The following is a 24,339-nucleotide window of genomic DNA, read 5'->3' as shown; positions in this document are numbered from 1 at the left end:
GGCGGTGCGCTATCCGGGCAGGCATGGACTGGCGACCGATGACCGAGGCGGATCTGCCGGGGGTGGTGGCCCTCGCCGGGGCGGTGCATCCGCATCATCCGGAGGCGCCGGCGGTCTTCGCCGAGCGGCTGGCGCTCGCGCCGGAGGGGTGCTGGGTGCTGGGGGAGGGGCAGGGCTATGCGCTGGCGCATCCCTGGACCGGGCTGGCGCCGCCGCCGCTCGATACCCTGCTCGGGGCGGTCCCTGAGGGCCCCTGGCACCTGCATGACATCGCCCTGGCACCGGCGGCGCGCGGGGCGGGGCATGCAGCGCGGCTGCTGGCGCGCTGGCCGGCGGCGACGCTGGTCGCCATCGCCGGGACCGGCAGGTACTGGGCACGGCAGGGCTTCCGCAGGGTGCCCTGCGCCGATCCGGCGGCGCTCGCCAGCTACGGGGCCGGCGCGCGCTTCATGGCGCGAGGCGGGACCTGAGCCAGGCGCCCGCCGCGGCGACGGAGCGGCCGGCGGCGCCGACATGGCCCAGGGCGCGGAGGAAGCCATGCACGGTGCCCGGGAAGGGCTGCGTCTCGAGCGGCACGCCGGCGGCGCGCAGCGCCTCGGCCATGGCGCGGTTCTCGTCGGCAAGGACGTCGAGCTCGGCGATGTGCAGGAGGCAGGGCGGCAGGCCGGCGAGCCCGGCGCGGAGCGGGGCGGCGAGCGGGTTCAGCCGGTCGGCGGGGCGAGGGGCATAGGCGTTCCAGTAGAAGCGCATGCGCTCCTCGGTCAGGCCGTAGCCGGTGGCGAATTCGCGGTAGCTCGGGCGGTCCAGGCGGCTGTCGAAGACGCCGTAGTTCAGCAGGAGGCCGCGGAGGGGAACCGGGGCGCCGCCGTCGCGGAGCGAGAGGGCGAGGCCCATGGCGAGGTTGGCGCCGGCGGAGTCGCCGCCGGCCACGATGCGGGCCGGATCGAGCCCCCAGGCCGCGCCCTCCGCCGCGATCCAGCGCAGCACGCCCTCGCATTCCTCGAGCGCCTGGGGGAAGACGGCCTCGGGGCTCAGCGCGTAGTCGGGGCCGATGACGGCGCAGCCCGCGGCGGCGGCGTATTCGCGCATCAGTCGGTCATGGGTGTCGATGCTGTTCCAGACCCAGCCGCCGCCATGCAGGTAGAGCAGCACGGGATGCGGGCCGGGCCCCTCCGGCAGGTGGACGCGGCACTGGATTCGGCGGCCGCGGACGGGCAGCCAGCGATTCTCGCTCACCGCCAGCACCGGGCCGCCGGCGGAGAGCGGGGCGTTCAGCGCCTCCGTCAGGGCGCGGGGACGGTCGAAGGGCAGCTCCAGGCGGATCGGCGGCAGGGCGGCGGCGCGCTCCTCCATCATCCGGTTGAAGGCGAGCATCTCCGGGTCGAGGCGGGGGTCCATGGACGGTCTCCGGTCACCTTGGCGTATGGTTGCCGCCCCGGCCATCCCAGCCCATGTTGCGGTGCACCATGCCGATGATGATCCCACGCAGCACCGCGTCCGGCTACCAGGCCCGGTCCCTGTTCCGGCCGCGCAACCTGGTGCTGCTCGCCGATCCGGCGCAGCCGGAGGCGGCGGTGCTGGCCGCCAACATCGCCGCCGGCGGCTTCGAGGGCCGCGCCTATGCGGTGGGGCTGGCGGTGCCCGGGCTGCTGCCAGCCGAGTCGGTCGAGGCGCTGCCGGAGGCGCCGGACCTTGCCGTGCTCTGCCTGCCGCCGGCCGCGCTGGAGCCGGCCATGGCGGCGCTGGCGCGGCGGGGGTGCTTCGCCGCCATCGTTCCGGGGCAGGGGCCGGAGCTGGGCGCCATCTCCGCGCGGACCGGCGTGAAGGCGCTGGGGCAGGGGAGCTTCGGCCTCTGCATCCCGGCGATCGGGCTGAATGCCTCGCTCTCCCACATCCAGCCGGCGCCGGGGCGGCTGGCGCTGGTGACGCAGTCGGCGGCGCTGGCGCGGGTGGTGCTCGACTGGGCGGCGGCCGAGAAGCTCGGCTTCAGCCATGTGATCGGCATCGGCGGAAATGCGACGCTGGGCTTCGCCGCCTCGCTCGACTGGCTGGCGCGGGATGCGGGGACGGGGGCGGTGCTGCTCGACCTGCGGCGGGTGCGCAACCGGCGGGCCTTCGTCTCGGCGGCGCGGGCAACGGCCAGGACCCGGCCGGTGATGGCGATCCGCGCCGGCGGGCGGAGCGGCGATGCCTCGGGCCTCGCCGACGCGGTGATGGAGGCGGCGCTGCGCCGCGCCGGCGTGCTGCGCGTCTCGGGGCTCGAGGACCTGCTCTCGGCAGCGGAGACGTTGGCGCGTGTCCGGCTGCGGCAGGGGGTGCGGGAGGCACGAGTCGCCATCGTCACCAATGGGATCGGGCTCGGCCACATGGCGGCGGATGCGGTCGTCGCCGGGGGCAGCTGCCTTGCCGAGCTCAGGCCGGAGTCGCTCGCCGCCTTGGGGATGCTGCTGCCGCCGGGCTGGGTGGCGGGCAACCCGCTCTCGCTCGGGCCGGCCGCCGGGGCGCAGCTCGCCGAGGCGGCGGCGATGCTGGCCGGGCTGGCGGAGGTGGATGCCGTGATCGCCCTGCATGCCCCGGCGCCGGGCGGGGCGCCCCCCGAAGCGGCCGACGCGGCGGCGGAGGCGATGATCGCAGCGGCGAAGACCGGCACCGGGCGGGCGGCGCCCATCCTCGTCGGCTGGAGCGGGCAGGCGACGGCGGGGCGGCAGCGGCGGCGGATGGCCGAGGCGGGGCTCGCCGTCTTCGACACGCCCGAGGCGGCGGCGCGCGGGGCGATGCACCTGGCGGCCGACCGGCGGAACCGCGCTTCGGCGGCGGAGCTGCCCTCGCGCGAGGTGCTGGAGCTGGCGCCGGACCGGGCGGCGGTGCGGCGCATCCTCGCCGCAGCGCGGGCGGCGGGGCGGCTCGGGCTGACGGCAGAGGAAGGACTCGGCGTGCTCGCCGCCTACGGCATCCCGACCGTGCCAGGGCGGCATGCGGCCGGGCCGGCCGAGGCGGCGGATGCGGCGGCGATGCTCGGCTTCCCGGTGGTGCTGAAGATCCTCAGCCCGGACCTCAGGCACAAGAGCGATGCCGGGGGCGTCGTCACCAGCCTGGCCAGCGCCGAGGCGGTGCGGGCGGCGGCGGCGGCGATGCTGGCACGCATCCGCGCCATCAGGCCGGAGGTGCGGCTCGAGGGGCTGCTGGTGCAGCGGCAGGCGGCACGCGCCCTCGAGCTGCGGCTGCGGCTCGGCGACGACGCGATGTTCGGGCCCTGGATCGGCTTCGGCCATGGCGGCACGGCAGCCGACCTCGCGGCGGATGAGGCGTATGACCTGCCGCCGCTCAACCTGGCGCTGGCCAACCAGCTCATCGGCCGGTCGCGCATGGCGCAGCTTCTGGGCGGCTTCCGCGACCACCGCCCGGCCGACCGGGGGGCGGTGGCGGAGGCGCTGGTGCGGCTGTCGCAGATCGCGGTGGATTTCCCGGAGATCGCCGGCCTCACCATCAACCCGCTCTTCGCCGATGCCCGGGGCGTGCTGGCGGTCGATGCCAAGCTGGCGCTGCGGCCGGCGGGCGAGGCGGGGGAGCTGGCGATCCCGCCCTATCCGGCGGAGCTGGCGCGGCCCTTCCGCACCAAATCGGGCGAGGTGCTGACCATCCGCCCGATCCGGCCGGAGGATGCGGCGGCGCTGGGCGAGGCCTTCCGGCGGCTCGATCCGGAGGACGTCCGGCGCCGTTTCTTCTCCCCGTTGCGGGAGTTGTCGCCGGCCCTGACGGCGCGGCTGACGCAGATCGACTACGACCGGGAGATGGCCTTCATCGGCTGCGACGAGGCGGGGGCCATCCGCGGCGTGGCGCGGCTGATCCGCGACCCGGTGGGCCCGGCGGCGGAGTTCGCGGTGATCGTCGAGCAGGCGATGAAGGGGCAGGGCCTTGGCCGGCACCTGATGGAGCGGCTCTTCGAATGGGGCCGCGCCATGGGGGTGGCGGAGGTGGTGGGCCAGGTACTGGCGGAGAACCGCCCGATGCTGGCCTTCGTCCGGGCCCTAGGCTTCAGCCTCCGCCGCTCGCCGGATGAGGACGAGGTGATGGAGGCGCGGCTGGCGCTGTGATCAGTCCGGCCTGGCGCCGGCGATGAGCTCGCGCACCCGGGCGGCGGCGGCGGCGCCCTTCAGCGCGTCGCGCCAGGCGGCCTCGGCGACGCGCTGGTGGACGGAGATGGCCTCGTCGGCGGCGGTGATCATGGCAACGCCGAGCCCGGCTGTGGGCGGCGCATCGGGCGGGAAGGGGCTGCCGACGACATGGGCGCGGTCCCGCCCGCGCAGCACGATGAAGGCACCCGACGGGTCCGGCCCGGCGGAAAGGCCGAGCTGCAGGCCGATGGGGACGCTCTCCATCATGGCGGCGATGTTCTCCGCCTCGGCGATGGCGGCGGCGCGGCAGCGGGCGCGGGTCCGCTCCGAGACGGAAATGCCGGAGGCGACGCCGTCCTGCAGGAAGCGGCGGAGCGCGGCCTCGGACAGGATGCCGATGATGTTCGGCCGGCGCTGCTGGTGCAGCTTCTTGCGCGCGTTGAGCAGCCCGAGCGCCTGGTCGGCCATGGAGCGGGCGGGAAGGCGGTCCGGCGCGGCATCGGCCGCCTCGGTCCAGGCCTCGGCGAGGGCGCCCTCGAAAGCCTCGGTCGAGACCTGGTAGCAAAGCGCGCCGCCGACCGAGAGGATCTGGTCCGCCTGTTCCTCGACCTGGCGCAGCCGCTCCTGGAAGGCGACGGGCCGGGAGAAATATTCGACTCCGATCCCGAGCAGGGAAAGCGGCGAGATTTTCAGCAGCTCGGCCAAGCGCCGGATGGTGTCCAGCTTGATGACCTCGCCCTTCTCGTAGCGATAGAGCGCGGCGCGGGAGACGCCGAGGCGGGCCGCGATCTCCTCCGCCCGGAGGCCCGACTCCAGGCGATAGGCCCGCAATTGCTGCCCGATATCCGCAAACCGCATCCTAGCCTCCGGCTTCCCCGCAGCCTGCCATTCCCGGGCAATACGAATCGACCGCAAAATGGTTAGGTTTTTGAGAAGATATCTCGCGTCCCGTGCGGGACTCGTCAAAAACCTTGCCTCGCCCTCCTCGCGAAATCAAGTCATGGATACCGCTGCGACATAACCATACTGAGCGCCAAGCGTGTGGGATGTAGGCTGGTGCGGCCGCACACGCATCGCGCGTGCGGCCCGCGGGTCCCTCAGCCGGCCTCGGGGGCGACGGGGTGGGCGGCCATCACCTCGAGCGCCTTCACCAGGCCGGAATGGTCGAGCTGGCCGCCGCCGGCAGCGATGCAGGCGGAGAAGAGCTGCTGGGTGGAGGCGGTGTTGGGCAGGGCGACGCCGAGCTCCTTCGCCGAGGTCAGGGCGAGGTTCAGGTCCTTCTGGTGGAGGACGATGCGGAAGCCGGGGTTGAAGGTCCGCTTGATCATCCGCTCGCCATGGAGCTCGAGGATGCGGGAGGTGGCGAGGCCGCCCATCAGCGCCTGGCGCACCTTGGCCGGGTCGGCGCCGGCCTTGCTGGCGAAGACCAGCGCCTCGCCCACCGCCTCGATGGTGAGGGCGACGATGATCTGGTTGGCGACCTTGGTCGTCTGCCCGGCGCCGTTGGGGCCGACCAGTGTGATGTTCTTGCCCATCGCCTCGAAGAGGGGCTTCGCCCGGGCGAAGGCCGCCTCCTCGCCGCCGACCATGATGGTGAGGCTCGCTCCCTTGGCGCCGACCTCGCCGCCCGAGACGGGCGCGTCGAGATAGTCGCAGCCGAGGGCGTTGACCTTCTCCGCGAAGGTCTTGGTCGCGGTCGGGCTGATCGAGGACATGTCGACGACGAGCTTGCCCTTCGACAGGCCGGCGGCGACTCCGGCGGGGCCGAAGAGCGCCGCTTCCACGTCGGGGGTGTCGGGCACCATCAGGATGACGACCTCGGCCGCCCTGGCGACCGCGGTGGCGTCGGCCAGGACGGTGAAGGCCGCGCGCGACTCGGCGTCAAGGCTCCGCCGCTCCGGCACGATGACCTCGTGGCCGGCGTTTTTCAGGTGTCCGGCCATGGGCTTGCCCATGATGCCGAGGCCGATGAAGCCGATCTTCATGTGGGGCTGATCCTCTCTCTTAGTCAGGACTTGTACGGTAGTCAGGACTTGTAGGGGGCGAACCAGCCGAGGCCGGCCTCGGTCTCGCCTGCCGGGCGGTACTCGCAGCCGATCCAGCCGCGGAAGCCCATCTTATCGATCGCCTGAAAGACGAAGGGCCAGTTCACCTCGCCGGTGCCGGGCTCGTTGCGCCCCGGGTTGTCGGCGACCTGCATGTGCGCGATCAGCGGCAGGTGGCGCTCGGCGGTCTTCACCAAGTCGCCCTCGGTGATCTGGCAGTGGTAGAGGTCGAATTGCAGGCCGAGGCGCTCCGGCCCGACGGCCTGGATGATGGCCGCCGCCTCGTCGGTGGTGTTGAGGAAGAAGCCGGGAATGTCCCGGTGGTTGATCGGCTCGATCACCGGCTTGACGCCGGCCTTTCCGCATTCCTCGGCGGCCCAGGCGAGGTTCGCGGCATAGACCGAGAGCAGCGTGTCGCGCGGCACGCCGGCAGGCGCGATGCCGGACCACAGATGCAGGCGTGGGCAGGAGAGGGCGGCGGCATATTCCAGCGCCTTCTGCACGCCTTCGCGGAACTCCGCCTGGCGTCCTGGCTGCGCGGCCAAGCCGCGCTCGCCGGCCGCGAAATCGCCCGGCGGCGCGTTGAACAGCACCTGCTGCAGCCCGTTGTCCTTGAGCCGCCGGGCGATTTCGGCGGCCGGGAAGTCGTAGGGCATCAGGAATTCCACCGCCTCGAAGCCGGCCGCCCGGGCGCGGGCGAAGCGGTCGAGGAAGGGCACCTCGTTGAACATCATCGACAGGTTGGCGGCGAAGCGCGGCATGGTCCCCCTCCCTTGAGCATGTTCGCCGAAGGCTGGAACGGCCGCAGGCGTCGCTCGTGCGATCAGACAACAGGCTGGGCCATGATCCCTGATCACGGCCCAGGGTCGGAGCTGCCATGGCAGCCGCGGCGCACGCTAGCCAGGGCGGGCGGCGCTGGCTACAGGGGCGGCGAGGGGATGCGCCAGCCTGGCCGGGATGATACGGATCGCGGATGACCCAGCCGCGACCCCACCAGGAGCGTTTCACCCCGGCCGCCCTGCTCGGCCTGCTGGCGGCGCTGGCGCTGGCGGTGGGCTGCCTGCTGGTGCTGCGCCCCTTCCTGTCCTCGCTGCTCTGGGCGGCGATCCTCGTCTATTCGACCTGGCCGGCCTACCGGATGTTGCGGGAGCGGACGGGCCTTTCTCCCGGCCTTGCCGCAGGGGCGATGGTGCTGGCGGAATTCCTGCTGATCGGCCTGCCGCTGGTCTTCGCCACGCCGACCCGGCGGGAGGATGTGGAAGGGCTGCGCCATGCGGTCGAGACCTTCCTCACCCAGGGCATGCCCGGGCTCGGCGATTGGCTCGGCAACCTGCCGCTCGTCGGCGGCTACCTCGCGGAATATGTGGAGGGCGTCGATTTCGGCCTCTCCGGCCTTGCCGAGCTGGTCCGCCCCTATGCGGGGACGCTGGCGCAGAACGCGCTGGCGGTGCTGCTGGCGGTGCTGTCCGGCATCGCCGAGCTGCTGGTGGCGATCTTCCTCGCCTTCTTCCTCTACCGGGACGGGCCCGCCATCGCCCGGCGCGGCGAGGCGGCGCTGGAGCGGCTGGCGGGCGACCGGACGCGGCACCTGGTGGCCCTGACCGGCAATGTAACGCGGGGCGTGGTCTACGGGCTGCTCGGCACCGCGGTGGTGCAGGGACTGATGACCGCCTTCGGCCTCTGGATCGCGGGCGTGCCGCGGCCGGTGCTGCTGGGCGTGGTCGCGGGGTGCATCTCCATCCTGCCGGTCGGGGCGCCGGTGGTCTGGATACCGGCCACGCTCTGGCTGTTCAGCCAGGGCTCGACGGGCTGGGCGATCTTCCTCGGGCTCTACGGCGCCTTCGGGATCAGCAGCGCGGACAACGTCATCCGGCCCTGGCTGATCTCGCGCGGGGCCGACCTGCCGCTGCTGCTCACGCTGCTCGGGGCCCTGGGCGGGGTCTTCGCCTTCGGGTTCCTGGGGCTGTTCCTCGGGCCGGTCCTGCTCGCGGTGGGGTTCACCTTGCTGAAGGATTGGGCGACGGAAGGGGCGGAAGAGGCAGGAACCCGCGGCTGACACCCTTCCGTCATGGAGGGCCGGGGCCTATAGGGGCGGAAAAGCCCCCAGGGACGGCCACCGCATGCTTGCCTTCATCATCTCGCGCATCCTCCAGGCCTTGCCGGTCATGGCGGTGGTGGCGCTGATCAGCTTCGCCATGTTCGCCTATGTCGGCGACCCGGTGGCGATCATGCTCGGCCAGGACTTCACCGAGGAGCAGCGCCAGGCGCTGGTGGCGAGCCTCGGGCTCGACCAGCCCTTCGTCGTGCAGTTCGCCCGCTTCGTCTGGAATGCGCTGCATGGCGAGTTCGGCCTGTCCTACCGCCTGTCGCGCCCGGTGGCGGAGCTGATCGCGGAACGGGCGCCGGCGACGCTGGAGCTGGCCTTCTGCGCCGCGCTCGTCTCGCTCTGCATCGGCGTGCCGATGGGGGTCTATACCGGGCTCTACCGGAATTCCTGGCTGAGCCGCTTCTTCCTCACCTTCAGCTTGATCGGCGTCTCGCTGCCGACCTTCCTGATCGGCATCCTGCTCATCCTCACCTTCTCCGTCTGGCTCGGCTGGCTGCCGAGCTTCGGGCGCGGCGACACGGTGGAGATCGGCTGGTGGCGGACGGGGCTGCTGACCACCTCGGGGCTCAAGGCGCTGGTGCTGCCCTCCGTCACGCTGGGGCTGTTCCAGCTGACGCTCATCATGCGGCTGGTGCGGTCGGAGATGCTCGAGGTGCTGCGGACGGACTACATCAAATTCGCCAGGGCCCGGGGCCTGGCCAACCGGTCGATCAATTTCGGCCATGCGCTGAAGAACACATTGGTGCCGGTGATCACGGTGGCCGGGCTGCAGCTTGGCGGCATCATCGCCTTCGCGATCGTGACGGAGACGGTGTTCCAGTGGCCGGGCATGGGGCTGCTCTTCATCCAGTCGGTGAACTCGGCGGATATTCCGGTGATGGCGGCCTATCTGATGCTGATCGCGCTGGTCTTCGTCATCATCAACCTGGTCGTCGACCTGCTCTATTACGCCGTGGACCCGAGGCTCAGGGTCGGCGGCGCGAAGCGGGGGCATTGAGCGATGGCTGCCGTGGCACGCATGCTCGACAGCGACCTGTTCTGGTCCTTCCGGCACTCCCCCGTCACCGTGATCTCGGCGGTGGTGGCGCTCATCTGCATCCTGGGCGCGGTGCTGGCGCCGCTCATTGCGCCGCATGACCCGTTCGACGTGGCGACGCTCAACCTCATCGATGCCTTCAAGCCGCCGGCCTGGGCGGCGGAGGGGGATGCGGCCTATCCGCTCGGGTCGGACGACCAGGGGCGGGACGTGCTCTCGGCCATCATGTACGGCGCGCGGGTCTCGCTGCTGGTCGGCTTCTGCGCGGTGCTCTTCTCCATGGTGGTCGGCGTCGGCATCGGGCTGCTGGCCGGCTATGCGGGCGGGGCGGTGGACGGCGTCCTGATGCGCATCGCCGACATCCAGCTCACCTTCCCGAACATCCTGATCGCGCTGCTGGTGGACGGCATCGCCCGCGCCGCGCTGCCGCCGGCGGTGCATGACCGCGTTGCGCTCTTCGTCGTCATCTTCGCGATCGGCATCAGCGCCTGGCCGCAATTCGCCCGCACGGTGCGGGGCTCGACGCTGGTGGAGCGCAACAAGGAATACGTGCTGGCGGCGCGGGTGATCGGCATCTCGCAGCTCAGGATCATGCTGACCCATGTGCTGCCCAACGTGCTCGGGCCGGTGCTGGTGATCGCGACGCTCGGCCTGTCCAACGCCATCATCTCCGAGGCGACGCTCTCCTATCTCGGTGCCGGCGTGCCGCAGACCCAGCCCTCGCTGGGGACGCTCATCCGCATCGGCAACGACTTCCTCTTCTCCGGGGAATGGTGGATCGCCATCTTCCCCGGCCTGGCGCTGATCGCCATGGTGCTGTCGGTCAACCTGCTCGGCGACTGGCTGCGCGATGCGCTGAACCCGAGGCTCCGCTGATGACCCCCCTGCTCGAAGTCCGCGACCTGCGCGTCGAATTCCCGACGCGGCGCGGCACCCTGACGGCGCTCGACGGCGTCTCCTTCTCGATCGCGCCGGGCGAGGTGCTCGGCGTCGTCGGCGAATCGGGCGCCGGCAAGTCGATGACGGGGGCGGCGATCATCGGCCTGCTGGAGCCGCCGGGGCGGATCGCGGGCGGGCAGATCCTGCTGGACGGCAAGCGCATCGACAACCTCCGCTACGACCAGATGCGGCGCATCCGCGGGCGGAAGATCGGCGCCATCTTCCAGGACCCGCTGACGACGCTCAATCCGCTCTACACGGTCGGCGACCAACTGGTGGAGACGATCCAGACGCATCTCGGCCTCGACGGGGCGGAGGCGCGGAAGCGGGCGATCGGCTGGCTCGAGATGGTCGGCATCCCGGCCGCGGCGCAGCGGATCGGCAGCTACCCGCATGAGTTCTCGGGCGGGATGCGCCAGCGGGTGGTGATCGCGCTCGCGCTCTGCGCCGAGCCGAAGCTCGTCGTCGCCGACGAGCCGACCACGGCGCTCGATGTCTCGATCCAGGCGCAGGTGATCGCGCTGCTGAAGGGCCTGGCGCGGGACAAGGGCACCTCGATGATGCTCGTCACCCATGACATGGGCGTGATCGCGGAGGCGGCGGATCGGGTGGCGGTGATGTATGCCGGGCGCATCGCCGAGATCGGGCCGGTGCGGGAGGTGGTGAAGCACCCGAAGCATCCCTATTCGGCGGGTCTGATGGCCTCCATCCCGCCGCTCGACCGCCGCGTGGACCATCTGGCGCAGATCGACGGCGCCATGCCGCGGCTCTCGGCCATCCCGCAGGGCTGCGCCTTCAACCCGCGCTGCCCGGAGGTGTTCGGTCGCTGCAGGATCGAGCGGCCGGTGCTGCTGGCGACGGGTGCGACGGAGGCGGCCTGCTGGCTCTACGACCCGGCCTCGGAGAAACATGCGCCGGAGGCGATGCGCCATGGCTGAGACGCCGATCCTCGAGGTTGACGACCTCGCCCGGTCCTTCGACGTGTCCCGGCCCTGGCTCCAGCGCGTGCTGGCCGGCGAGGGCAAGCGCATCCTGCGCGCGGTCGACGGCATCTCCTTCGCCATCCCGCCGGGGACGACGCTGTCCCTCGTCGGCGAGAGCGGCTGCGGCAAGTCGACGGTGGCGCGGCTGGTGGTCGGCCTCTACCCGCCGAGCCGCGGGCGGGTGATGTTCGAGGGGATGGAGCTGGAGCGGGCGCGCGCCATCCCCGAGCAGCGACGACGCATGCAGATGATCTTCCAGGACCCCTATGCCTCGCTCAACCCGCGCTGGCGGGTGAAGGACATCGTCGCCGAGCCGATCCGCGCCTTCGGCATGACGCCGAGCACCGCGGCGCAGCAGGAGAAGGTGGCGGAACTGCTGACCCAGGTCGGGCTTTCGCCGCTGGATGGGGAGAAATTCCCGCACGAGTTCAGCGGCGGCCAGCGGCAGCGCATCTCCATCGCGCGGGCGCTCTCCTCCAACCCCGACTTCCTCGTCTGCGACGAGCCGACCTCGGCGCTCGACGTCTCGGTCCAGGCGCAGATCCTCAACCTGATGAAGGACCTGCAGGCGCGGCTCGGCCTCACCTATCTCTTCATCAGCCACAACCTGGCCGTGGTGCGGCAGGTAAGCGACCGGATCGGGGTGATGTATCTCGGGCGGCTGGTGGAGCTGGCGCCGGCGGAGACGCTCTTCACCACGCCGCGCCACCCCTATACGCGGGCGCTGATGGAGGCGATCCCCGATCTCGAGATGACCGGGCGGCAGCGCATCCCGGTGGGCGGCGAGGTGCCGAGCCCGATCAGCCCGCCCTCCGGCTGCCCCTTCCACCCGCGCTGCCCGCTCGCCGATGACCGTTGCAGGGCGGACCGGCCGGAGTTGATCCCGGCGCGGGGGACGGAGGCGAGCCTCACCGCCTGCCACGCGGTGGAGGAAGGCCGGGACGGCGGCGTGCCCGCGGCTCAGCGGGTGGGCACGACGGCGATCGCGTTGTAGGGCGAGCCGTCCACCAGCTTGGTCGACCAGGCCATGTAGACGACGACGCCACGCTCCTCGTCGACGAAGCGGTGGACGCGCGTCTCCTTGAAGAAGAGGCTGGTGTTGCTCTCGTAGACATTCTCGCCGCGCTCGCCGCGGCGGGCGCCCTCCGTCACGCGCACCGGGCCCGTCACCGTGCAGGAGAGGCCGAAGCGCGCCGGGTCTTCGGCGAGGCCGACCATGCCGGAGACGCCGCCGGTCCGCGCCTGGCTGATGTAGCAGGAGACGCCCTGCACATCCGGGTCGTCGAAGCGCTCCACTACCACGCGGTGGCTGCGCGTGAGTCCGAGATTGGTGATGGCCGTGTTCACATGGCCGACCTCCTTCGTCTCCTGCGCCACGGCGGGCGTCGAGACGAGCAGGGCGAGGAGCAGGGCGGGGACGCGCATCGGGGCCTCTCAGGGGTCGTATCAACCGCTGAACGAAGGCCGGCGGGCAAGGTTGCGAAGATGCGTCCGGTTCCCGCAACCAAGCAAATGTGGGCGTGAGCGGGTGCAACATTTGCGGGCGCGGGCTGTTTCCGCTAGCGTTCGCCCCGACCGGGGCCGCAAGCCTGCGGAAGGAGCCCCCAGTTGCAGTCCATCCTCATCGTCGGCGCGGGGTTTGCCGGCGCGGTCTTCGCGCGGCAACTCGCCGAGGCCGGTTACCGCTGCCAGGTCATCGACCGGCGGCCGCATATCGCGGGCAACGCCTATGACGAGGTCGGACCGAATGGCATCCGTATCCATCGCTACGGGCCGCACCTGTTCCATACCAACAACAAGACGGTGGTGGACTGGCTGAGCCGCTTCACCGAATTCGTCCCCTACGAGCATCGGGTGGAGGCGCTGCTGTCGGACGGCCGCTGCGTGCCGATGCCGATCAACCGGCGGACGCTGGAGGGGCTCTTCAAGGTCGACCTGCCGACGGCCGAGGCGGCGCAGGAGTTCCTCCGCAGCCTCGCCGTGCCGATCGAGGCGCCGGCCAATGCGGCGGAGCACCTGCTATCGCAAATCGGGCCGGACCTCACCAACCTCTTCTTCCGGCCCTATACGAAGAAGATGTGGGAGATGGACCTTGAGGAGCTCGATGCCTCGGTGGTGAAGCGCATCCCCATCCGCTTCGACGACGAGGACAGGTATTTCCCCAACGACCAGTACCAGTTCATGTTCCGCGGCGGCTACACGGCGGCCTTCGAGCGCATCCTCGAGCATCCGCTGATCCGGGTGGAGACGGGGCGGGAATTCGACAAGGCGATGCTCGGCGAGTTCGACCAATGCTTCAACAGCATGCCGATCGACGAGTATTTCGGCTACGAGTACGGGCCGCTGCCCTACCGCTCCATCCGCTTCCATCATCGGGAGGTGCCGGCAGACTTCGCGGCCGGCAGCGCGACGACGATCAACTTCACCGATGCCGGGCCGCGGACGCGCGAGACCGATTGGTCGCGCATCCCCGACCATCTGGTGCGGCAGACGGGCCGGAAGGTGCTGACGCAGGAGGAGCCCTGCGACTACCGCGACAACGCCATGGAGCGCTACTACCCGGTGAAGACCAGCGACGGGCGCTACCAGGCGGTGTACGAGAAGTACAAGGCGCTGGCCGAGCGGGTTGGCGAGTGCAGCTTCATCGGGCGCTGCGGGACCTACCAGTATCTCGACATGCACCAGGTCATCAACCAGTCGCTGATGCATGTCGACAAGTGGATCGAGGCACGGAAGTAGCTACTCCGCCGCGGCGGCGCCATCCCGCCTGGGATCGGCGCCGCCCTGAAGGCGCACCCCATCCGCCTCGCGCAGGATGCGGATGGCGGTGAGGCCGGAGTTCATCACCCGCACATCGACCGGGAAGCCGCGCGCCTCGAGCCCCGGGGCGAGGGCGGCGGCACCGGTGCCGGCCTCCAGCTCCAGCGTTGCGTTCAGCGCGCCGACGCGGGGGAGGGAGACGGCGGCCTGTGGCTCCATCCCCCAGTCGAGCATCGCCACCAGCGTTTGCGCGACATGGCCGATGATGCGGGAGCCGCCGGCGGAGCCCACCACCGCGACGGGCTGGCCGTCGGCGCCGAAGACGATGCTAGGCGCCATGGAGGAGCGGGGGCGCTTGGCCGGGCCGACGCGGTTCGCGACGGGGCGGCCGTCGATCTCCGGCAGGAAGGAGAAGTCGGTCAGCTCGTTGTTCAGCAGGAAGCCGCGGACCATCACCCGGGCGCCGAAGACATCCTCGATGGTGGTGGTCAGCGCGACGGCATTGCCGGCGGCATCGACGACCGAGATGTGGCTGGTGCCATGCTCCGGCTGCGGCGGCTGGGAGGCGAGCGGCGCGCCGCCCTGCCAGGGCGGGTTGCCGGGGCGTGGCGTGGCAACCGCCCGGTCGCGGTCGATCAGCTGGGCGCGGATGGCGAGGTAGGTCGGGTCGAGCAGGCCGCGGACAGGGACCGGGACGTGGTCGGCATCGGCGAGATACCGGTTTCGGTCGGCGAAGGCGATGCGCCCGGCCTCGCCGAGGAGATGCGCGGCGTCGAGGCCGCGCGGGTCGAGCTGCATGTCCTGATGGCCGAGCAGGGCGAGGATCTGCAGCACGGCGACGCCGCCCGAGCTCGGCGGCGGCATGGAGCAGACGGTGAAGCCGCGATAGGGGCCGCAGACGGGCCGTCGCTCGACCGACGCATAGCCGGCGAGGTCGTCGGTGGTCAGCAGGCCGGGATTGGCATGGCCGCGGACGGCGGCGGCGATCTCGGCGGCGATGGGGCCGCGGTGCAGGGCATCGGCGCCCTGCTCGGCGATGGCGCGGAGGGTGGCGGCCAGGGCCGGGTTGCGGAGGCGGGCGCCTTCGGCGAGGGGCTTGTCGCCGGGCAGGAAATAGGCGCGGGCCGCCGGGTCTCGGCGCAGGCGCTCGGCATCGGCGGCGATCTGGGCGGCGAGGCGAGGGGTGATGGTGAAGCCCGTCTCGGCCGCGGCGATGGTGGGGGCGAAGAGCTGGGCCCATGGCAGCCGGCCCTGGCGCTTGTGGACGGCCTCCAGCATGCGGATGGCGCCGGGCACGCCGACGGCGCGGCCGCCGACCGCCGCCTCGTGGAAGCCCATGGGCTGGCCGTCGCGGAGGAAGAGGGTGGGCGGAGCTGCGGCAGGGGCGGTCTCGCGCCCGTCCCAGGCAGCGAGGCGGCGGGTGGCGGCATCCCAATGCAGCATCAGCGCACCGCCGCCGAGGCCGGAGGCCTGCGGCTCGACCAGGGCGAGCATGGCCTGGGTGGCGACGGCTGCGTCCACCGCCGTGCCGCCGGCGCGCAACATGGCAAGGCCGGCCTCTGCCGCCATGGGATGGGCGGCGACGACCATCTGCCGTTGGGCCTGGGCAGGGAGGGCAAGACAGAGGAGCAGGAGGACGAGTCGGGCCATGATGCTCCTGGGCTGGGCTGTGTCCAGAACCTACCCGCCGGGGGCGGCGGCGGGAACCGGAGCGCGATGGCGGAAAGCCAGCGCTTCCGCAACATGGGCCCGCAACACGGTTTCGCATCCCGCAAGGTCGGCAATGGTGCGGGCGACCCGCAGCATCCGCGTATAGCCGCGGGCGGAGAGGCGGAGGCGGTCGGCGGCCTCTTCGGCGAGCAGGCGCGCGGGGGGCTCGGCGGCGAGGCTGCGCTCCAACACGGCGCCCTCGGCGGCGGCGTTGCAGCGGGGGCCGTCCAGGCCGTAGCGGTCGCGCTGCCGCTCGCGGGCTGCGGCGATGCGGGCAGCGACGGCGGCGCTGGTCTCGCCCGGTGCGGCATGGGCGAGCTCGCTGGCAGGGACGGGCTGCACCTCGATGGCGAGGTCCATGCGGTCGAGCAGCGGGCCGGAGAGGCGCATGCGGTAGTCGTCGCCGCAGCGGGGCGCGCGGCCGCATTCGCGGGGCGCATCGCCGAGATAGCCGCAGCGGCAGGGATTCATCGCCGCGATGCATTGGAAGCGCGCGGGATAGGTCACATGCGCATTGGCGCGGCTGATGGTGGTGCGGCCGGTCTCCATCGGCTGGCGGAGGGCCTCCAGGGCGGCACGCGGGAATTCAGGCCATTCGTCGAGGAAGAGCACGCCGTGATGGGCGAGGCTGATCTCGCCCGGCCTGGCGCGGCCGCCGCCGCCGATCAGCGCCGCCGGGCTGGCCGAGTGGTGGGGCTCGCGGAAGGGCGGGCGCACCACCAGCTGCCCGCCGCGCAGCAGGCCGGCGATGGAGTGGACGAGGCTCACCTCCAGCGCCTCGGCGGGCGAGAGGTCGGGCAACAGGCCGGGGAGGCGGGCTGCCAGCATCGACTTGCCGGCGCCGGGAGGGCCGACCATTAGCAAATTGTGGCCGCCAGCCGCGGCGATCTCGAGGGCGCGCTTGGCGCTCTCTTGTCCCTTCACCTCGGAGAGGCAGGGGCCGCGTTCCTGCACGGGCTGGACGGGTGGCGGTGGCGGCGGTGGCAGGCGCTGGGTGCCGCGGAAATGGTTCATCAGGGACAGCAGGTCTGGCGCCGCCAGCACCTCGATCCGGCCGGCCCAGGCGGCCTCGCCGCCCTGGCTCGCCGGGCAGATCAGGCCGAGGTCGCGGGCGGAGGCACCGAGGGCGGCCGGCAGCACACCGGCGACGGGGCGGATGGTGCCATCGAGCGAGAGCTCGCCGAGGGCGGCGTAGCCGGCCATCCGGTCGCGGGGCAGCAGATCCATCGCCGCCAGCACGCCGAGGGCGATCGGCAGGTCGAAATGCGAGCCCTCCTTGACGATGTCGGCCGGCGCCAGGTTCACCAGCACCCGCTTCGGCGGCAGGGAGAGCCCGAGACCGGTCAGCGTGGCGCGGACCCGCTCGCGGCTCTCGGCCACGGCCTTGTCGGGGAGACCGACGACCAGGAAGGCGGGGATGCCGGGCGCAGGCTGCACCTCGACCTCCACCGGGACGGCGTCGATGCCGGAGAAGGCGAAGGTGGCGATGCGGGCGATGGTCATGCGCCCGCAAGACTATATTATTTCGTATGTAGATCAATCGGCGATGGCGAGGGCCTGGCGCCAGAGGCGCAGGAAGTTGCCGGACCAGAGCAGCCCGAGCTCCCGCTCGCCATAGCCGCGGCGGACGAGGGCGGCGGTGAGGCCCGGCGTCTCGGCGGCGTTCTGCCAGCCCTCGACCCCGCCGCCGCCGTCGAAATCGGAAGAGAGGCCGACATGCTCAATGCCGATGCGGCGGACCGCATGGTCGACATGCTCGGCCATGTCCTCGACGCTGCCTGGGTTGCGCTGGCCCTCCGGCGTCGGGCGCAGGAAGGCGGGGACGGCGGTGATCTGGACGAGGCCGCCGACCGCCTTCAGCGCGTCGAGCTGCTCGTCATCGATCCCGCGCGGGTGGTCGTGCAGGGCGCGGCAGGCGGTGTGGGTGGCGACGATGGGGGAGCGGGACAGCTCCGCCGCCTGCAGCATGCCGCTCTTCGCCACATGCGAGACGTCGACCAGCAGCCCGGCGGTGTTCAGCGCGGCGATGGCCTGGCGGCCGAGCGGGGAAAGGCCGCCATGCTCGACGGGCGCATCGCCGAGGCGCTGCTGCGGGCGGGCGCTGTCGGAGAGATCGTTGTGGCCGTCATGGGTCAGCGTCAGGTAGCAGGCGCCGAGCGCGCGCCAGCGGGCGGGGGCCGAGAGGTCGTGGCCCATGGCGTAGCCGTTCTCCACCGCCGAGAGCACCCCGAGCGCGCCGGCGGCGTGGCAGGCCTCCAGCTCGTCGGGCGTCGTGCAGAAGCGGTGCGCGGTGCCGTCCGCGCGGGCCTGGATGCGGCGCAGCATCGCCTCGGCGCGCTCCGCGGCGGCGGCGTGGCCGGCCTCGTCGCGCCGACCCTGGCCGACATAGGCGATGAAGATCGCGGCGTTCAACCCGCCGCGCTGCATCTTCGGGAAGTCGACGCGCATCGGGCCTTCGGCCAGCGGGTCCGGCGGGTCGGGCCAGCGGATGTCGACATGGGTATCGAGGGTCAGCATCAGGCGGCACCCCAGCCGGTGAGGAAGCGCTCCAGCAAACTGCCCATGACGTCGACGTTGTAGCCGCCCTCCTGGATGATGGCGGACGGCAGGCCGAGGCCGGCGATGGCGCCGCCGGCGCGGGCGAAGCCGTCCGCCGTCACCTTCAGCAGGCCGAGGGGCTCGTGCTCGCTCGGGTCGAAGCCGAGGGAGACGATCAGCGCCTCGGCGCCGAAGCCGCGCGCTGCTTCGATGCCGGTGGCGATGGCCTCGAGCCAACCGGCATCGCCGGTGCCGGCGGGGAGGGGGAGGTTGCGGTTGGTGCCGGCGGGGCCGGTCTCCTCCGCATAGCCGGTGAAGTAGGGGTAGTAGCTCGACGGGTCGCCATGGACGGAGACGGTCAGCACCGCACCGTCCTCCCAGAAGATGCCCTGGGTGCCGTTGCCGTGGTGGCTGTCGATGTCGAGCACGGCAACGCGCTTCGCCCCGGCCTGGCGCAAGGCGACCGCGGCGATGGCGGCGTTGTTCAGGTAGCAATGGCCGCCGGCGCGGGCGCGGTAGGCGTGGTGGCCGGGCGGGCGGCAGAGGCCATAGGCCTGTCGGCCGGCCGCTGCCTGCGCGGCCGCGGCGAGGGCGACGCCGGCGGCGGCGAGGCAGGCTTCCCAGGTCCCGGCGCCGATTGGGCAGGAGGTGTCGGCGGTATACCATCCGGCTTGGCCGACGATGCCGTCTGGGCGGCGGCCGCCATTGGCGAGCGCATCGCCCGTCGCATGGGTGTTGCCGACCACCTCCTCGCCCGGATTCGGCAGGCGCTGCCAGGCGGCATGGGCGGTCTCGAGGAAGCCGAGGTAGTCGGGCGCGTGGACGGCCTCGAGCGCGGCGCGGGCGGGCGCGCCGGCCGTCTCCGGCGACAGGCCGAGGCGGCCGAGGGCGGCGAGCAACGCCTCCACCCGAGCCGGCACCTCGAAATTCGGCCGGAGCTGACCGCGCTGGAGGAAGAAGCGCGGGCTGTGCCGCAGCTGGTCGGGATGGGAGAAAGCGCGCATGCGGGCGAGGCTAGCAGCGGATACGCCCTTGTCCATGCGCCGAACGGGCCGTTAGCATATCCATAATTCATCCTGGGAGATCATAATGACCGTATCGCGCCGCGGCCTGCTTGCCGCGACCGCCGCCGCGCCTGCACTCATGCGGGTGCAGGACGCCCTGGCCCAGGGCGTAGCGCCGCGCCGCGGCGGGACGCTGACTTCGGTCCTCACGCCGGAGCCGCCGGTGCTGCAGATCGGCGTCAACAACCAGGGGCCGACCCTGGTTGCGGCCGGCAAGATCTTCCAGGGCCTGCTCACCTTCAGCCCGACGCTGGAGCCGCTCCCGGTGCTGGCCAAGAGCTGGACCATCAGCCCGGATGGCAAGGAGTACGTCTTCAGGCTGCAGGAGGGCGTCAAATTCCATGACGGCCAGCCGATGACGGCCGAGGACGTCATCTTCTCCATCACCAAATTCCACTTTGAGGTCTCGCCGCGGGCGCGCGCGATCTTCGCCCTGATCGACCGCGCCGAGGCGCCGGACCCGCTGACGGTGCGGATCACCCTCAAGCAGCCCTTCCAGCCCTTCCTGCTGATGTTCGACAACAGCGCCTGCGCTATCGTGCCGAAGCACCTGTTCGACGGGCAGGACTACCGCACGGCGCCGGCGGTGCAGCGGGCGGTCGGCACCGGGCCCTTCCGCCTGGCCGAGTGGCAGCGGGGCAATTTCATCCGGCTGGAGCGCTTCGCAGAGTACTGGAAGCCGGGGCAGCCCTATCTGGACGCGATCATCTACCGCATCGTCCCCGACAGCCAGAGCCGGCGGCTGGCGCTCGAGACCGGGCAGGTGCTGCTGACCCAGGGCAGCGACGTCGAGCCCTTCGACGTGCCGGCGCTGCGCTCGCGGCCCAATCTCGATGTCTCGATCAAGGGCTGGGAGTATTTCTCGCCGGTCTCCTGGATCGAGCTGAACCACCGGGTGAAGCCGCTCGACGATGCGCGGGTGCGGCAGGCGATCAGCATGGCGATCGACCGGAATTTCCTCACGCAGCGGCTCTGGTTCGGCGTCGGCAAGCCGGCGACCGGCCCGATCGCCTCCACCACGCGCTTCTTCGACCCGAGCGCGAAGATCGCCGGGCATGACGTGAAGGCGGCCGCCGCGCTGCTGGATGCGGCGGGGCTGAGGCCGAATGCCCAAGGCGTGCGCTTCACGCTGAAGCACCTGACCTTGCCATACGGGGAAGTCTGGTCGCGTCTGGCCGAGTACCTGAAGCAGTCGCTGCGTCAGGTCGGCATCGCGCTGGAGCTGGAGAGTACGGATGCCGGCAGCTGGGCGCGGCGGGTCGGCGCCTGGGAGTATGAGACGACGATCAACTTCGTCTACCAGTTCGGCGACCCGACGCTCGGGGTGGAGCGCACCTATGTCTCCACCAACATCCAGAAGGTGACCTTCACCAATACTGGCGGCTATGCGAACCCGAAGGTGGACGAGCTCTTCGCCGCGGCACGGAACGCGGCTGACCCGAAGGACCGGCAGGCGGCCTTCAGCGCGGTGCAGAAGATCCTCTGCGAGGAAGTGCCGCAGATCTGGCTGATGGAGATGGCCTTCCCGACCATCACCGACAAGAAGGTGCGCAATGCCGTCACCACCGGCCTCGGCGTGCATGCCAGCTTCGACGACGTCTTCCTGACCGCCTGATGGAGGCCTCGAAGCTGCCCGGCTTCCTGCTCCGGCGGGGAGTGAAGGCGGCGGTCGTCGTTCTGGCGATCGTCGTCTGCAATTTCCTGCTGGTGCATGCGGCGCCGGGCGATCCGGCGAGCGTCATCGCCGGGCAATCGGGGGCGGCGGATGCGGTGTTCCTCGAACAGCTTCGCAAACAGTTCGGGCTGGATCAGCCGCTCTACGTGCAGCTCTGGATCTACCTCAAGAGCGTGCTGTCGCTCGATCTCGGCTTCTCGCACCGGCAGCAGGCGCCGGTGGCGCAGCTGGTGCTGGAGCGGCTGCCGGCAACGCTGCTGCTGACGGGCGCGGCCTTCGCCTTCGCGCTCGCGGCGGGCGTCACGCTCGGGGCGCTGGCGGCGCAGCGGGTGGGGCGCTGGGCGGACAGCGTCATCACCGTCATCGCACTCACCTTCTATGCGACGCCGCTCTTCTGGGTCGGGCTGATGCTGGTGCTGGTCTTCTCGGTCTGGCTGGAATGGCTGCCGAGCTTCGGCATGTCGAGCGTCGGGGTCGAGATGCAGGGGCTGGAGGTCGTGTGGGACGTGGCACAGCACCTGCTGCTGCCGGCGCTAACCCTCGGGCTGTTCTACCTCGCCGTGTATGCGCGGCTGACGCGGGCGACGATGCTCGAGGTCGCGGACCAGGATTTTGTCAAGACGGCGCGGGCCAAGGGCGTGCCGGAAGGGCGCATCCTGCGGGCACATGTGCTGCGCAATGCGCTGCTGCCGGTGATCACCTTCGCCGGCATCCAGGCGGGGCAGCTGCTCGGCGGCTCGATCCTGGTGGAGACGGTTTTCGCTTGGCCGGGCATCGGGCGGCTCGCCTTCGAGGCATTGCTGGCGCGGGATTATCCCGTGCTGCTCGGCGTCTTCTTCTGTACCAGCGTCATGGTCGTGCTGTTCAACCTGCTGACCGACCTGCTCTACGCCGTCATCGATCCCAGGGTGGAGGTTGCGGGTTGAGGGATTTCTGGCGCCGCTTCCGGCGCAACAAGGGCGCGGTGGTCGGCCTCGTCATCCTGCTGCTGGTCGTGCTGGTGGCCGCGACGGCGCCCTGGCTCTTCCCCGGCAGCCCCTGGGACATGGCGGGCGCACCCTTCGCGCCACCGGGCGAGATGGGCATGCTGCTCGGCACGGACAGCCTGGGGCGCGACGTGGCGGCGGGCATCGCGCATGGGGCGCGCGTCTCGCTATTGGTGGGCGGGGTCTCGACCGTCGCGGCGCTGCTCGTCGGCGTCACGCTCGGGGCGGTGGCGGGCTACCTGGGCGGGATCGTGGACGATGCGGTGATGCGCTTCACCGAATTCTTCCAGACCATCCCGAGCTTCGTCCTCGCCATCCTGCTGGTGGCGATCTTCACGCCGACGATCACTTCCGTGGTCGGGGCCATCGCCATCGTCTCCTGGCCGCCGGTGGCGCGGGTGGTGCGCGCCGAGTTCCTGTCGCTGCGCGGGCGGGAATTCGTCCAGGCGGCGGAGGTGCTGGGCAAGTCGCGCCTCTCGATCGTGCTGACCGACATCCTGCCGAATGCGCTCTCGCCCATCGTCGTGCTGTCCTCGCTGATGGTCGCTTCGGCGATCCTGCTGGAGAGTGCGCTCAGTTTCCTCGGCCTCGGCGATCCGAACCTGATGACCTGGGGCTTCCTCATCGGCTCCGGCCGCAGCGTCATTCGCCTCGCCTGGTGGATGAGCGTGTTTCCCGGGGTCGCCATCTTCCTCACCGTGCTGGCGCTGAACCTGGTGGGTGAGGGGCTGTCGGATGCGCTCAATCCCCGTCTCGCCCGCCAGCGGGGAGGGGCGGCATGAGCCTGCTCAGGGTCGAAGGGCTGACCGTCGCCCTGCCGCCGGGCGGCGACCGGCCGCATGCGGTGGAGGACGTTTCCTTCCACGTCGATTCAGAAGAGATCCTCTGCGTCGTCGGCGAGAGCGGCTCTGGCAAGTCGATCAGCGCCAATGCGGTGATGGGGCTGCTGCCGAAGGGTCTGCCGGTGCGGGGCGGCGCCATCAGCTTCGAGGGGCAGGACCTGCTGGCGCTCCGGCCGGAGGCGATGCGGCGGCTGCGCGGCGAGCGGCTGGCCATGATCTTCCAGGAGCCGATGACGGCGCTCAACCCGCTGATGCGCGTCGGCGACCAGATCGGCGAGGTCCTGCGCGTGCACGGGAGCGGCGCCGATGCGGCGCGGCGCGTGCCGGAGCTGCTGGCGGCCGTCAACCTGCCCGACCCGGCCGCCATCGCACGCAGCCATCCTTTTCGCTTGTCGGGCGGACAGCGGCAGCGGGTGATGGTCGCCATGGCGCTGGCGCTGGAGCCGGCGCTGCTGATCGCCGACGAGCCGACCACGGCGCTCGATGTCACGACCCAGATGCAGATCCTGCGGTTGATCCGCGAGATCCAGTCGAGGCGGGGCATGGGCGTGCTCTTCATCACCCATGATTTCGGCGTGGTGGCGGAGATCGCCGACCGGGTCGCCGTCATGCAGCGCGGGCGGATCGTGGAGCAGGGGCCGGCGGCCGAGGTGCTGAACCGGCCGCAGCACCCCTATACCCAGGCGCTGATCGCCGCCGTGCCGCATGGCGCGGCTGAGGCGCGGGCGGCGATTGCCACGGCGCCGGTGCTGGAGCTGCGGGGCGTGGAGAAGACCTATCGCCGCGGCGGGCTCTTCGGCGCGCGGGCGGTGGTGCGGGCGGTCCACGATGCGGATATCAGCTTGCGTCAGGGGGAGACGCTCGGCCTCGTCGGGGAGAGCGGCAGCGGCAAGTCGACGCTGGCCCGCTGCGTCGTCCGCCTGGTGGAGCCGGAGCGGGGGACCATCGCCTATCACGGCACCGATCTACGGCCGCTCTCGCGCGCGGGGTGGAAGCCCTATCGCCGGCGCATCCAGATGGTGTTCCAGGACCCCTATGCCTCGCTCAACCCGCGCCGGACCGTGGGCGAGACCATCGCGGAAGGGCCGGTCACCCATGGGGAGCCGCGGGCCAAGGCGCTCGAGCGGGCGCGGGAGCTGCTGCGGCTGGTCCAGCTCGATGCCGGGGCGATGGACCGCTATCCGCACGAGTTCAGCGGCGGGCAGCGCCAGCGGATCGGCATCGCCCGCGCCCTGGCCATGGAGCCGGAGCTGCTGATCGCGGACGAGCCGGTCTCGGCCCTCGACGTCTCGGTCCAGGCGCAGGTGCTGGCGCTGCTGGCGGAGATCCGGGCGCGGCTGGGGCTGACCATGCTCTTCATCACCCATGATCTCCGGGTGGCGGCGCAGATCTGCGATCGCGTCGCGGTGATGCAGCGCGGGGCGATCGTGGAGCAGGGGCAGACGGCGGAGGTCTTCGCCCGGCCGCAGCATGCCTATACGCGTCAGCTACTGGACAGCATCCCGGGAAGAGGCTGGACTCCGCCGGAATTATAGGGGG

At 71.5% G+C, this 24,339-nt stretch carries 21 protein-coding genes; 12 read left to right on the top strand and 9 right to left on the bottom strand.

Annotation, left to right across the window (positions count from 1 at the left end; translation table 11 throughout):
- Positions 1–38: 38 nt before the first annotated feature.
- The gene (locus tag AC5JJ1_RS06395) at positions 39–470 is read left to right on the top strand and encodes a GNAT family N-acetyltransferase (protein ID WP_495784273.1); all 432 of its coding nucleotides are present in this window, start codon (positions 39–41) and stop codon (positions 468–470) included.
- Here the strand turns inward: AC5JJ1_RS06395 and AC5JJ1_RS06390 are convergent.
- Entirely contained in the window at positions 448–1,398 is a 951-nt protein-coding gene (locus tag AC5JJ1_RS06390; RefSeq protein ID WP_495784272.1) for an alpha/beta hydrolase, read from the bottom strand. The genes AC5JJ1_RS06395 and AC5JJ1_RS06390 overlap by 23 nt on opposite strands.
- A gap of 68 nt (positions 1,399–1,466) precedes the next feature.
- Here AC5JJ1_RS06390 and AC5JJ1_RS06385 point away from each other — a divergent pair, with 68 nt between their 5' ends.
- Positions 1,467–4,094, top strand: coding sequence for a bifunctional acetate--CoA ligase family protein/GNAT family N-acetyltransferase (locus tag AC5JJ1_RS06385; RefSeq protein WP_495784271.1), 2,628 nt, complete (start codon positions 1,467–1,469; stop codon positions 4,092–4,094).
- On the opposite strand, the gene AC5JJ1_RS06380 is transcribed toward AC5JJ1_RS06385, so the two are convergent.
- The 3 genes from AC5JJ1_RS06380 to otnI form a co-directional block, all read right to left on the bottom strand.
- Complete coding sequence (locus tag AC5JJ1_RS06380) at positions 4,095–4,973, bottom strand: helix-turn-helix domain-containing protein (protein WP_495784270.1); 879 nt, start codon at positions 4,971–4,973, stop codon at positions 4,095–4,097.
- 239 nt (positions 4,974–5,212) lie between these two features.
- Positions 5,213–6,100: a 2-hydroxy-3-oxopropionate reductase gene (locus AC5JJ1_RS06375; protein ID WP_495784269.1), complete on the bottom strand. Its 888-nt coding sequence runs from the start codon at positions 6,098–6,100 to the stop codon at positions 5,213–5,215.
- Positions 6,101–6,141: 41 nt separating this feature from the next.
- On the bottom strand, positions 6,142–6,921 hold the full coding sequence (otnI, locus tag AC5JJ1_RS06370; protein ID WP_495784268.1) for a 2-oxo-tetronate isomerase: 780 nt from the start codon (positions 6,919–6,921) through the stop codon (positions 6,142–6,144).
- 212 nt (positions 6,922–7,133) lie between these two features.
- Between otnI and AC5JJ1_RS06365 the strand changes: the two genes are divergently transcribed.
- The 5 genes from AC5JJ1_RS06365 (at position 7,134) to AC5JJ1_RS06345 (ending at position 12,219) form a co-directional block, all read left to right on the top strand.
- Positions 7,134–8,216, top strand: coding sequence for an AI-2E family transporter (locus tag AC5JJ1_RS06365; RefSeq protein WP_495784267.1), 1,083 nt, complete (start codon positions 7,134–7,136; stop codon positions 8,214–8,216).
- A gap of 64 nt (positions 8,217–8,280) precedes the next feature.
- Complete coding sequence (locus AC5JJ1_RS06360) at positions 8,281–9,264, top strand: ABC transporter permease (protein WP_495784266.1); 984 nt, start codon at positions 8,281–8,283, stop codon at positions 9,262–9,264.
- A 3-nt stretch (positions 9,265–9,267) separates the two neighbouring features.
- The gene (locus AC5JJ1_RS06355) at positions 9,268–10,179 is read left to right on the top strand and encodes an ABC transporter permease (RefSeq protein ID WP_495784265.1); all 912 of its coding nucleotides are present in this window, start codon (positions 9,268–9,270) and stop codon (positions 10,177–10,179) included.
- Positions 10,179–11,180: an ABC transporter ATP-binding protein gene (locus AC5JJ1_RS06350; protein ID WP_495784264.1), complete on the top strand. Its 1,002-nt coding sequence runs from the start codon at positions 10,179–10,181 to the stop codon at positions 11,178–11,180. Before AC5JJ1_RS06355 ends, AC5JJ1_RS06350 begins: the two co-directional genes overlap by 1 nt.
- Positions 11,173–12,219, top strand: coding sequence for an ABC transporter ATP-binding protein (locus AC5JJ1_RS06345; RefSeq protein WP_495784263.1), 1,047 nt, complete (start codon positions 11,173–11,175; stop codon positions 12,217–12,219). Before AC5JJ1_RS06350 ends, AC5JJ1_RS06345 begins: the two co-directional genes overlap by 8 nt.
- Here AC5JJ1_RS06345 and AC5JJ1_RS06340 read toward each other — a convergent pair.
- Positions 12,186–12,650 (bottom strand): CreA family protein, encoded by a 465-nt coding sequence (locus tag AC5JJ1_RS06340; RefSeq protein ID WP_495784262.1) that lies wholly within the window; start codon positions 12,648–12,650, stop codon positions 12,186–12,188. The two genes, AC5JJ1_RS06345 and AC5JJ1_RS06340, sit on opposite strands and share 34 nt — an antisense overlap.
- Before the next feature lie 183 nt (positions 12,651–12,833).
- Between AC5JJ1_RS06340 and AC5JJ1_RS06335 the strand changes: the two genes are divergently transcribed.
- Entirely contained in the window at positions 12,834–13,964 is a 1,131-nt protein-coding gene (locus AC5JJ1_RS06335) for a UDP-galactopyranose/dTDP-fucopyranose mutase family protein (protein WP_495784261.1), read from the top strand.
- Here the strand turns inward: AC5JJ1_RS06335 and ggt are convergent, their stop codons facing one another.
- The 4 genes from ggt to AC5JJ1_RS06315 are packed head-to-tail and all read right to left on the bottom strand — an operon-like array spanning position 13,965 to position 19,237.
- Complete coding sequence (gene ggt / locus AC5JJ1_RS06330; RefSeq protein ID WP_495784260.1) at positions 13,965–15,635, bottom strand: gamma-glutamyltransferase; 1,671 nt, start codon at positions 15,633–15,635, stop codon at positions 13,965–13,967. It lies immediately after the preceding gene.
- A gap of 30 nt (positions 15,636–15,665) precedes the next feature.
- Positions 15,666–17,198, bottom strand: coding sequence for a YifB family Mg chelatase-like AAA ATPase (locus tag AC5JJ1_RS06325; protein ID WP_495784259.1), 1,533 nt, complete (start codon positions 17,196–17,198; stop codon positions 15,666–15,668).
- Positions 17,199–17,231: 33 nt separating this feature from the next.
- Positions 17,232–18,212 (bottom strand): dipeptidase, encoded by a 981-nt coding sequence (locus AC5JJ1_RS06320; RefSeq protein WP_495784258.1) that lies wholly within the window; start codon positions 18,210–18,212, stop codon positions 17,232–17,234.
- Complete coding sequence (locus AC5JJ1_RS06315; protein ID WP_495784257.1) at positions 18,212–19,237, bottom strand: histone deacetylase family protein; 1,026 nt, start codon at positions 19,235–19,237, stop codon at positions 18,212–18,214. Before AC5JJ1_RS06315 ends, AC5JJ1_RS06320 begins: the two co-directional genes overlap by 1 nt.
- An 85-nt stretch (positions 19,238–19,322) precedes the next feature.
- Here AC5JJ1_RS06315 and AC5JJ1_RS06310 point away from each other — a divergent pair, with 85 nt between their 5' ends.
- Genes AC5JJ1_RS06310 through AC5JJ1_RS06295 form a run of 4 tightly spaced genes read left to right on the top strand, consistent with a single transcriptional unit; the run spans position 19,323 to position 24,335 of the window.
- Positions 19,323–20,912 (top strand): ABC transporter substrate-binding protein, encoded by a 1,590-nt coding sequence (locus AC5JJ1_RS06310; protein ID WP_495784256.1) that lies wholly within the window; start codon positions 19,323–19,325, stop codon positions 20,910–20,912.
- Positions 20,912–21,898: an ABC transporter permease gene (locus AC5JJ1_RS06305; RefSeq protein WP_495784255.1), complete on the top strand. Its 987-nt coding sequence runs from the start codon at positions 20,912–20,914 to the stop codon at positions 21,896–21,898. Before AC5JJ1_RS06310 ends, AC5JJ1_RS06305 begins: the two co-directional genes overlap by 1 nt.
- Positions 21,895–22,740, top strand: coding sequence for an ABC transporter permease (locus AC5JJ1_RS06300; protein ID WP_495784254.1), 846 nt, complete (start codon positions 21,895–21,897; stop codon positions 22,738–22,740). Before AC5JJ1_RS06305 ends, AC5JJ1_RS06300 begins: the two co-directional genes overlap by 4 nt.
- Positions 22,737–24,335 carry an ABC transporter ATP-binding protein gene (locus AC5JJ1_RS06295; protein WP_495784253.1) on the top strand — a complete coding sequence of 533 codons (1,599 nt, stop codon included), beginning with the start codon at positions 22,737–22,739 and terminating at the stop codon, positions 24,333–24,335. Before AC5JJ1_RS06300 ends, AC5JJ1_RS06295 begins: the two co-directional genes overlap by 4 nt.
- The last annotated feature ends 4 nt before the right edge of the window (positions 24,336–24,339 follow it).

The sequence above is a fragment of the Belnapia sp. genome (assembly GCF_059504005.1).
Note: the sequence above shows the minus strand (reverse complement) of the source record. Positions and strands in the feature narration are given on the sequence as shown.

Coding starts and splice junctions, on each gene's coding strand:
- ggt (WP_495784260.1), bottom strand. CDS start 15,635: ATGGCCCGACTCGTCCTCCTGCTCCTCTGTCTTGCCCTCCCTGCCCAG.
- AC5JJ1_RS06340 (WP_495784262.1), bottom strand. CDS start 12,650: ATGCGCGTCCCCGCCCTGCTCCTCGCCCTGCTCGTCTCGACGCCCGCC.
- AC5JJ1_RS06395 (WP_495784273.1), top strand. CDS start 39: ATGACCGAGGCGGATCTGCCGGGGGTGGTGGCCCTCGCCGGGGCGGTG.
- AC5JJ1_RS06380 (WP_495784270.1), bottom strand. CDS start 4,973: ATGCGGTTTGCGGATATCGGGCAGCAATTGCGGGCCTATCGCCTGGAG.
- otnI (WP_495784268.1), bottom strand. CDS start 6,921: ATGCCGCGCTTCGCCGCCAACCTGTCGATGATGTTCAACGAGGTGCCC.
- AC5JJ1_RS06385 (WP_495784271.1), top strand. CDS start 1,467: ATGCCGATGATGATCCCACGCAGCACCGCGTCCGGCTACCAGGCCCGG.
- AC5JJ1_RS06320 (WP_495784258.1), bottom strand. CDS start 18,212: ATGCTGACCCTCGATACCCATGTCGACATCCGCTGGCCCGACCCGCCG.
- AC5JJ1_RS06365 (WP_495784267.1), top strand. CDS start 7,134: ATGACCCAGCCGCGACCCCACCAGGAGCGTTTCACCCCGGCCGCCCTG.
- AC5JJ1_RS06305 (WP_495784255.1), top strand. CDS start 20,912: ATGGAGGCCTCGAAGCTGCCCGGCTTCCTGCTCCGGCGGGGAGTGAAG.
- AC5JJ1_RS06310 (WP_495784256.1), top strand. CDS start 19,323: ATGACCGTATCGCGCCGCGGCCTGCTTGCCGCGACCGCCGCCGCGCCT.
- AC5JJ1_RS06355 (WP_495784265.1), top strand. CDS start 9,268: ATGGCTGCCGTGGCACGCATGCTCGACAGCGACCTGTTCTGGTCCTTC.
- AC5JJ1_RS06360 (WP_495784266.1), top strand. CDS start 8,281: ATGCTTGCCTTCATCATCTCGCGCATCCTCCAGGCCTTGCCGGTCATG.
- AC5JJ1_RS06325 (WP_495784259.1), bottom strand. CDS start 17,198: ATGACCATCGCCCGCATCGCCACCTTCGCCTTCTCCGGCATCGACGCC.
- AC5JJ1_RS06315 (WP_495784257.1), bottom strand. CDS start 19,237: ATGCGCGCTTTCTCCCATCCCGACCAGCTGCGGCACAGCCCGCGCTTC.
- AC5JJ1_RS06375 (WP_495784269.1), bottom strand. CDS start 6,100: ATGAAGATCGGCTTCATCGGCCTCGGCATCATGGGCAAGCCCATGGCC.
- AC5JJ1_RS06345 (WP_495784263.1), top strand. CDS start 11,173: ATGGCTGAGACGCCGATCCTCGAGGTTGACGACCTCGCCCGGTCCTTC.
- AC5JJ1_RS06295 (WP_495784253.1), top strand. CDS start 22,737: ATGAGCCTGCTCAGGGTCGAAGGGCTGACCGTCGCCCTGCCGCCGGGC.
- AC5JJ1_RS06390 (WP_495784272.1), bottom strand. CDS start 1,398: ATGGACCCCCGCCTCGACCCGGAGATGCTCGCCTTCAACCGGATGATG.
- AC5JJ1_RS06350 (WP_495784264.1), top strand. CDS start 10,179: ATGACCCCCCTGCTCGAAGTCCGCGACCTGCGCGTCGAATTCCCGACG.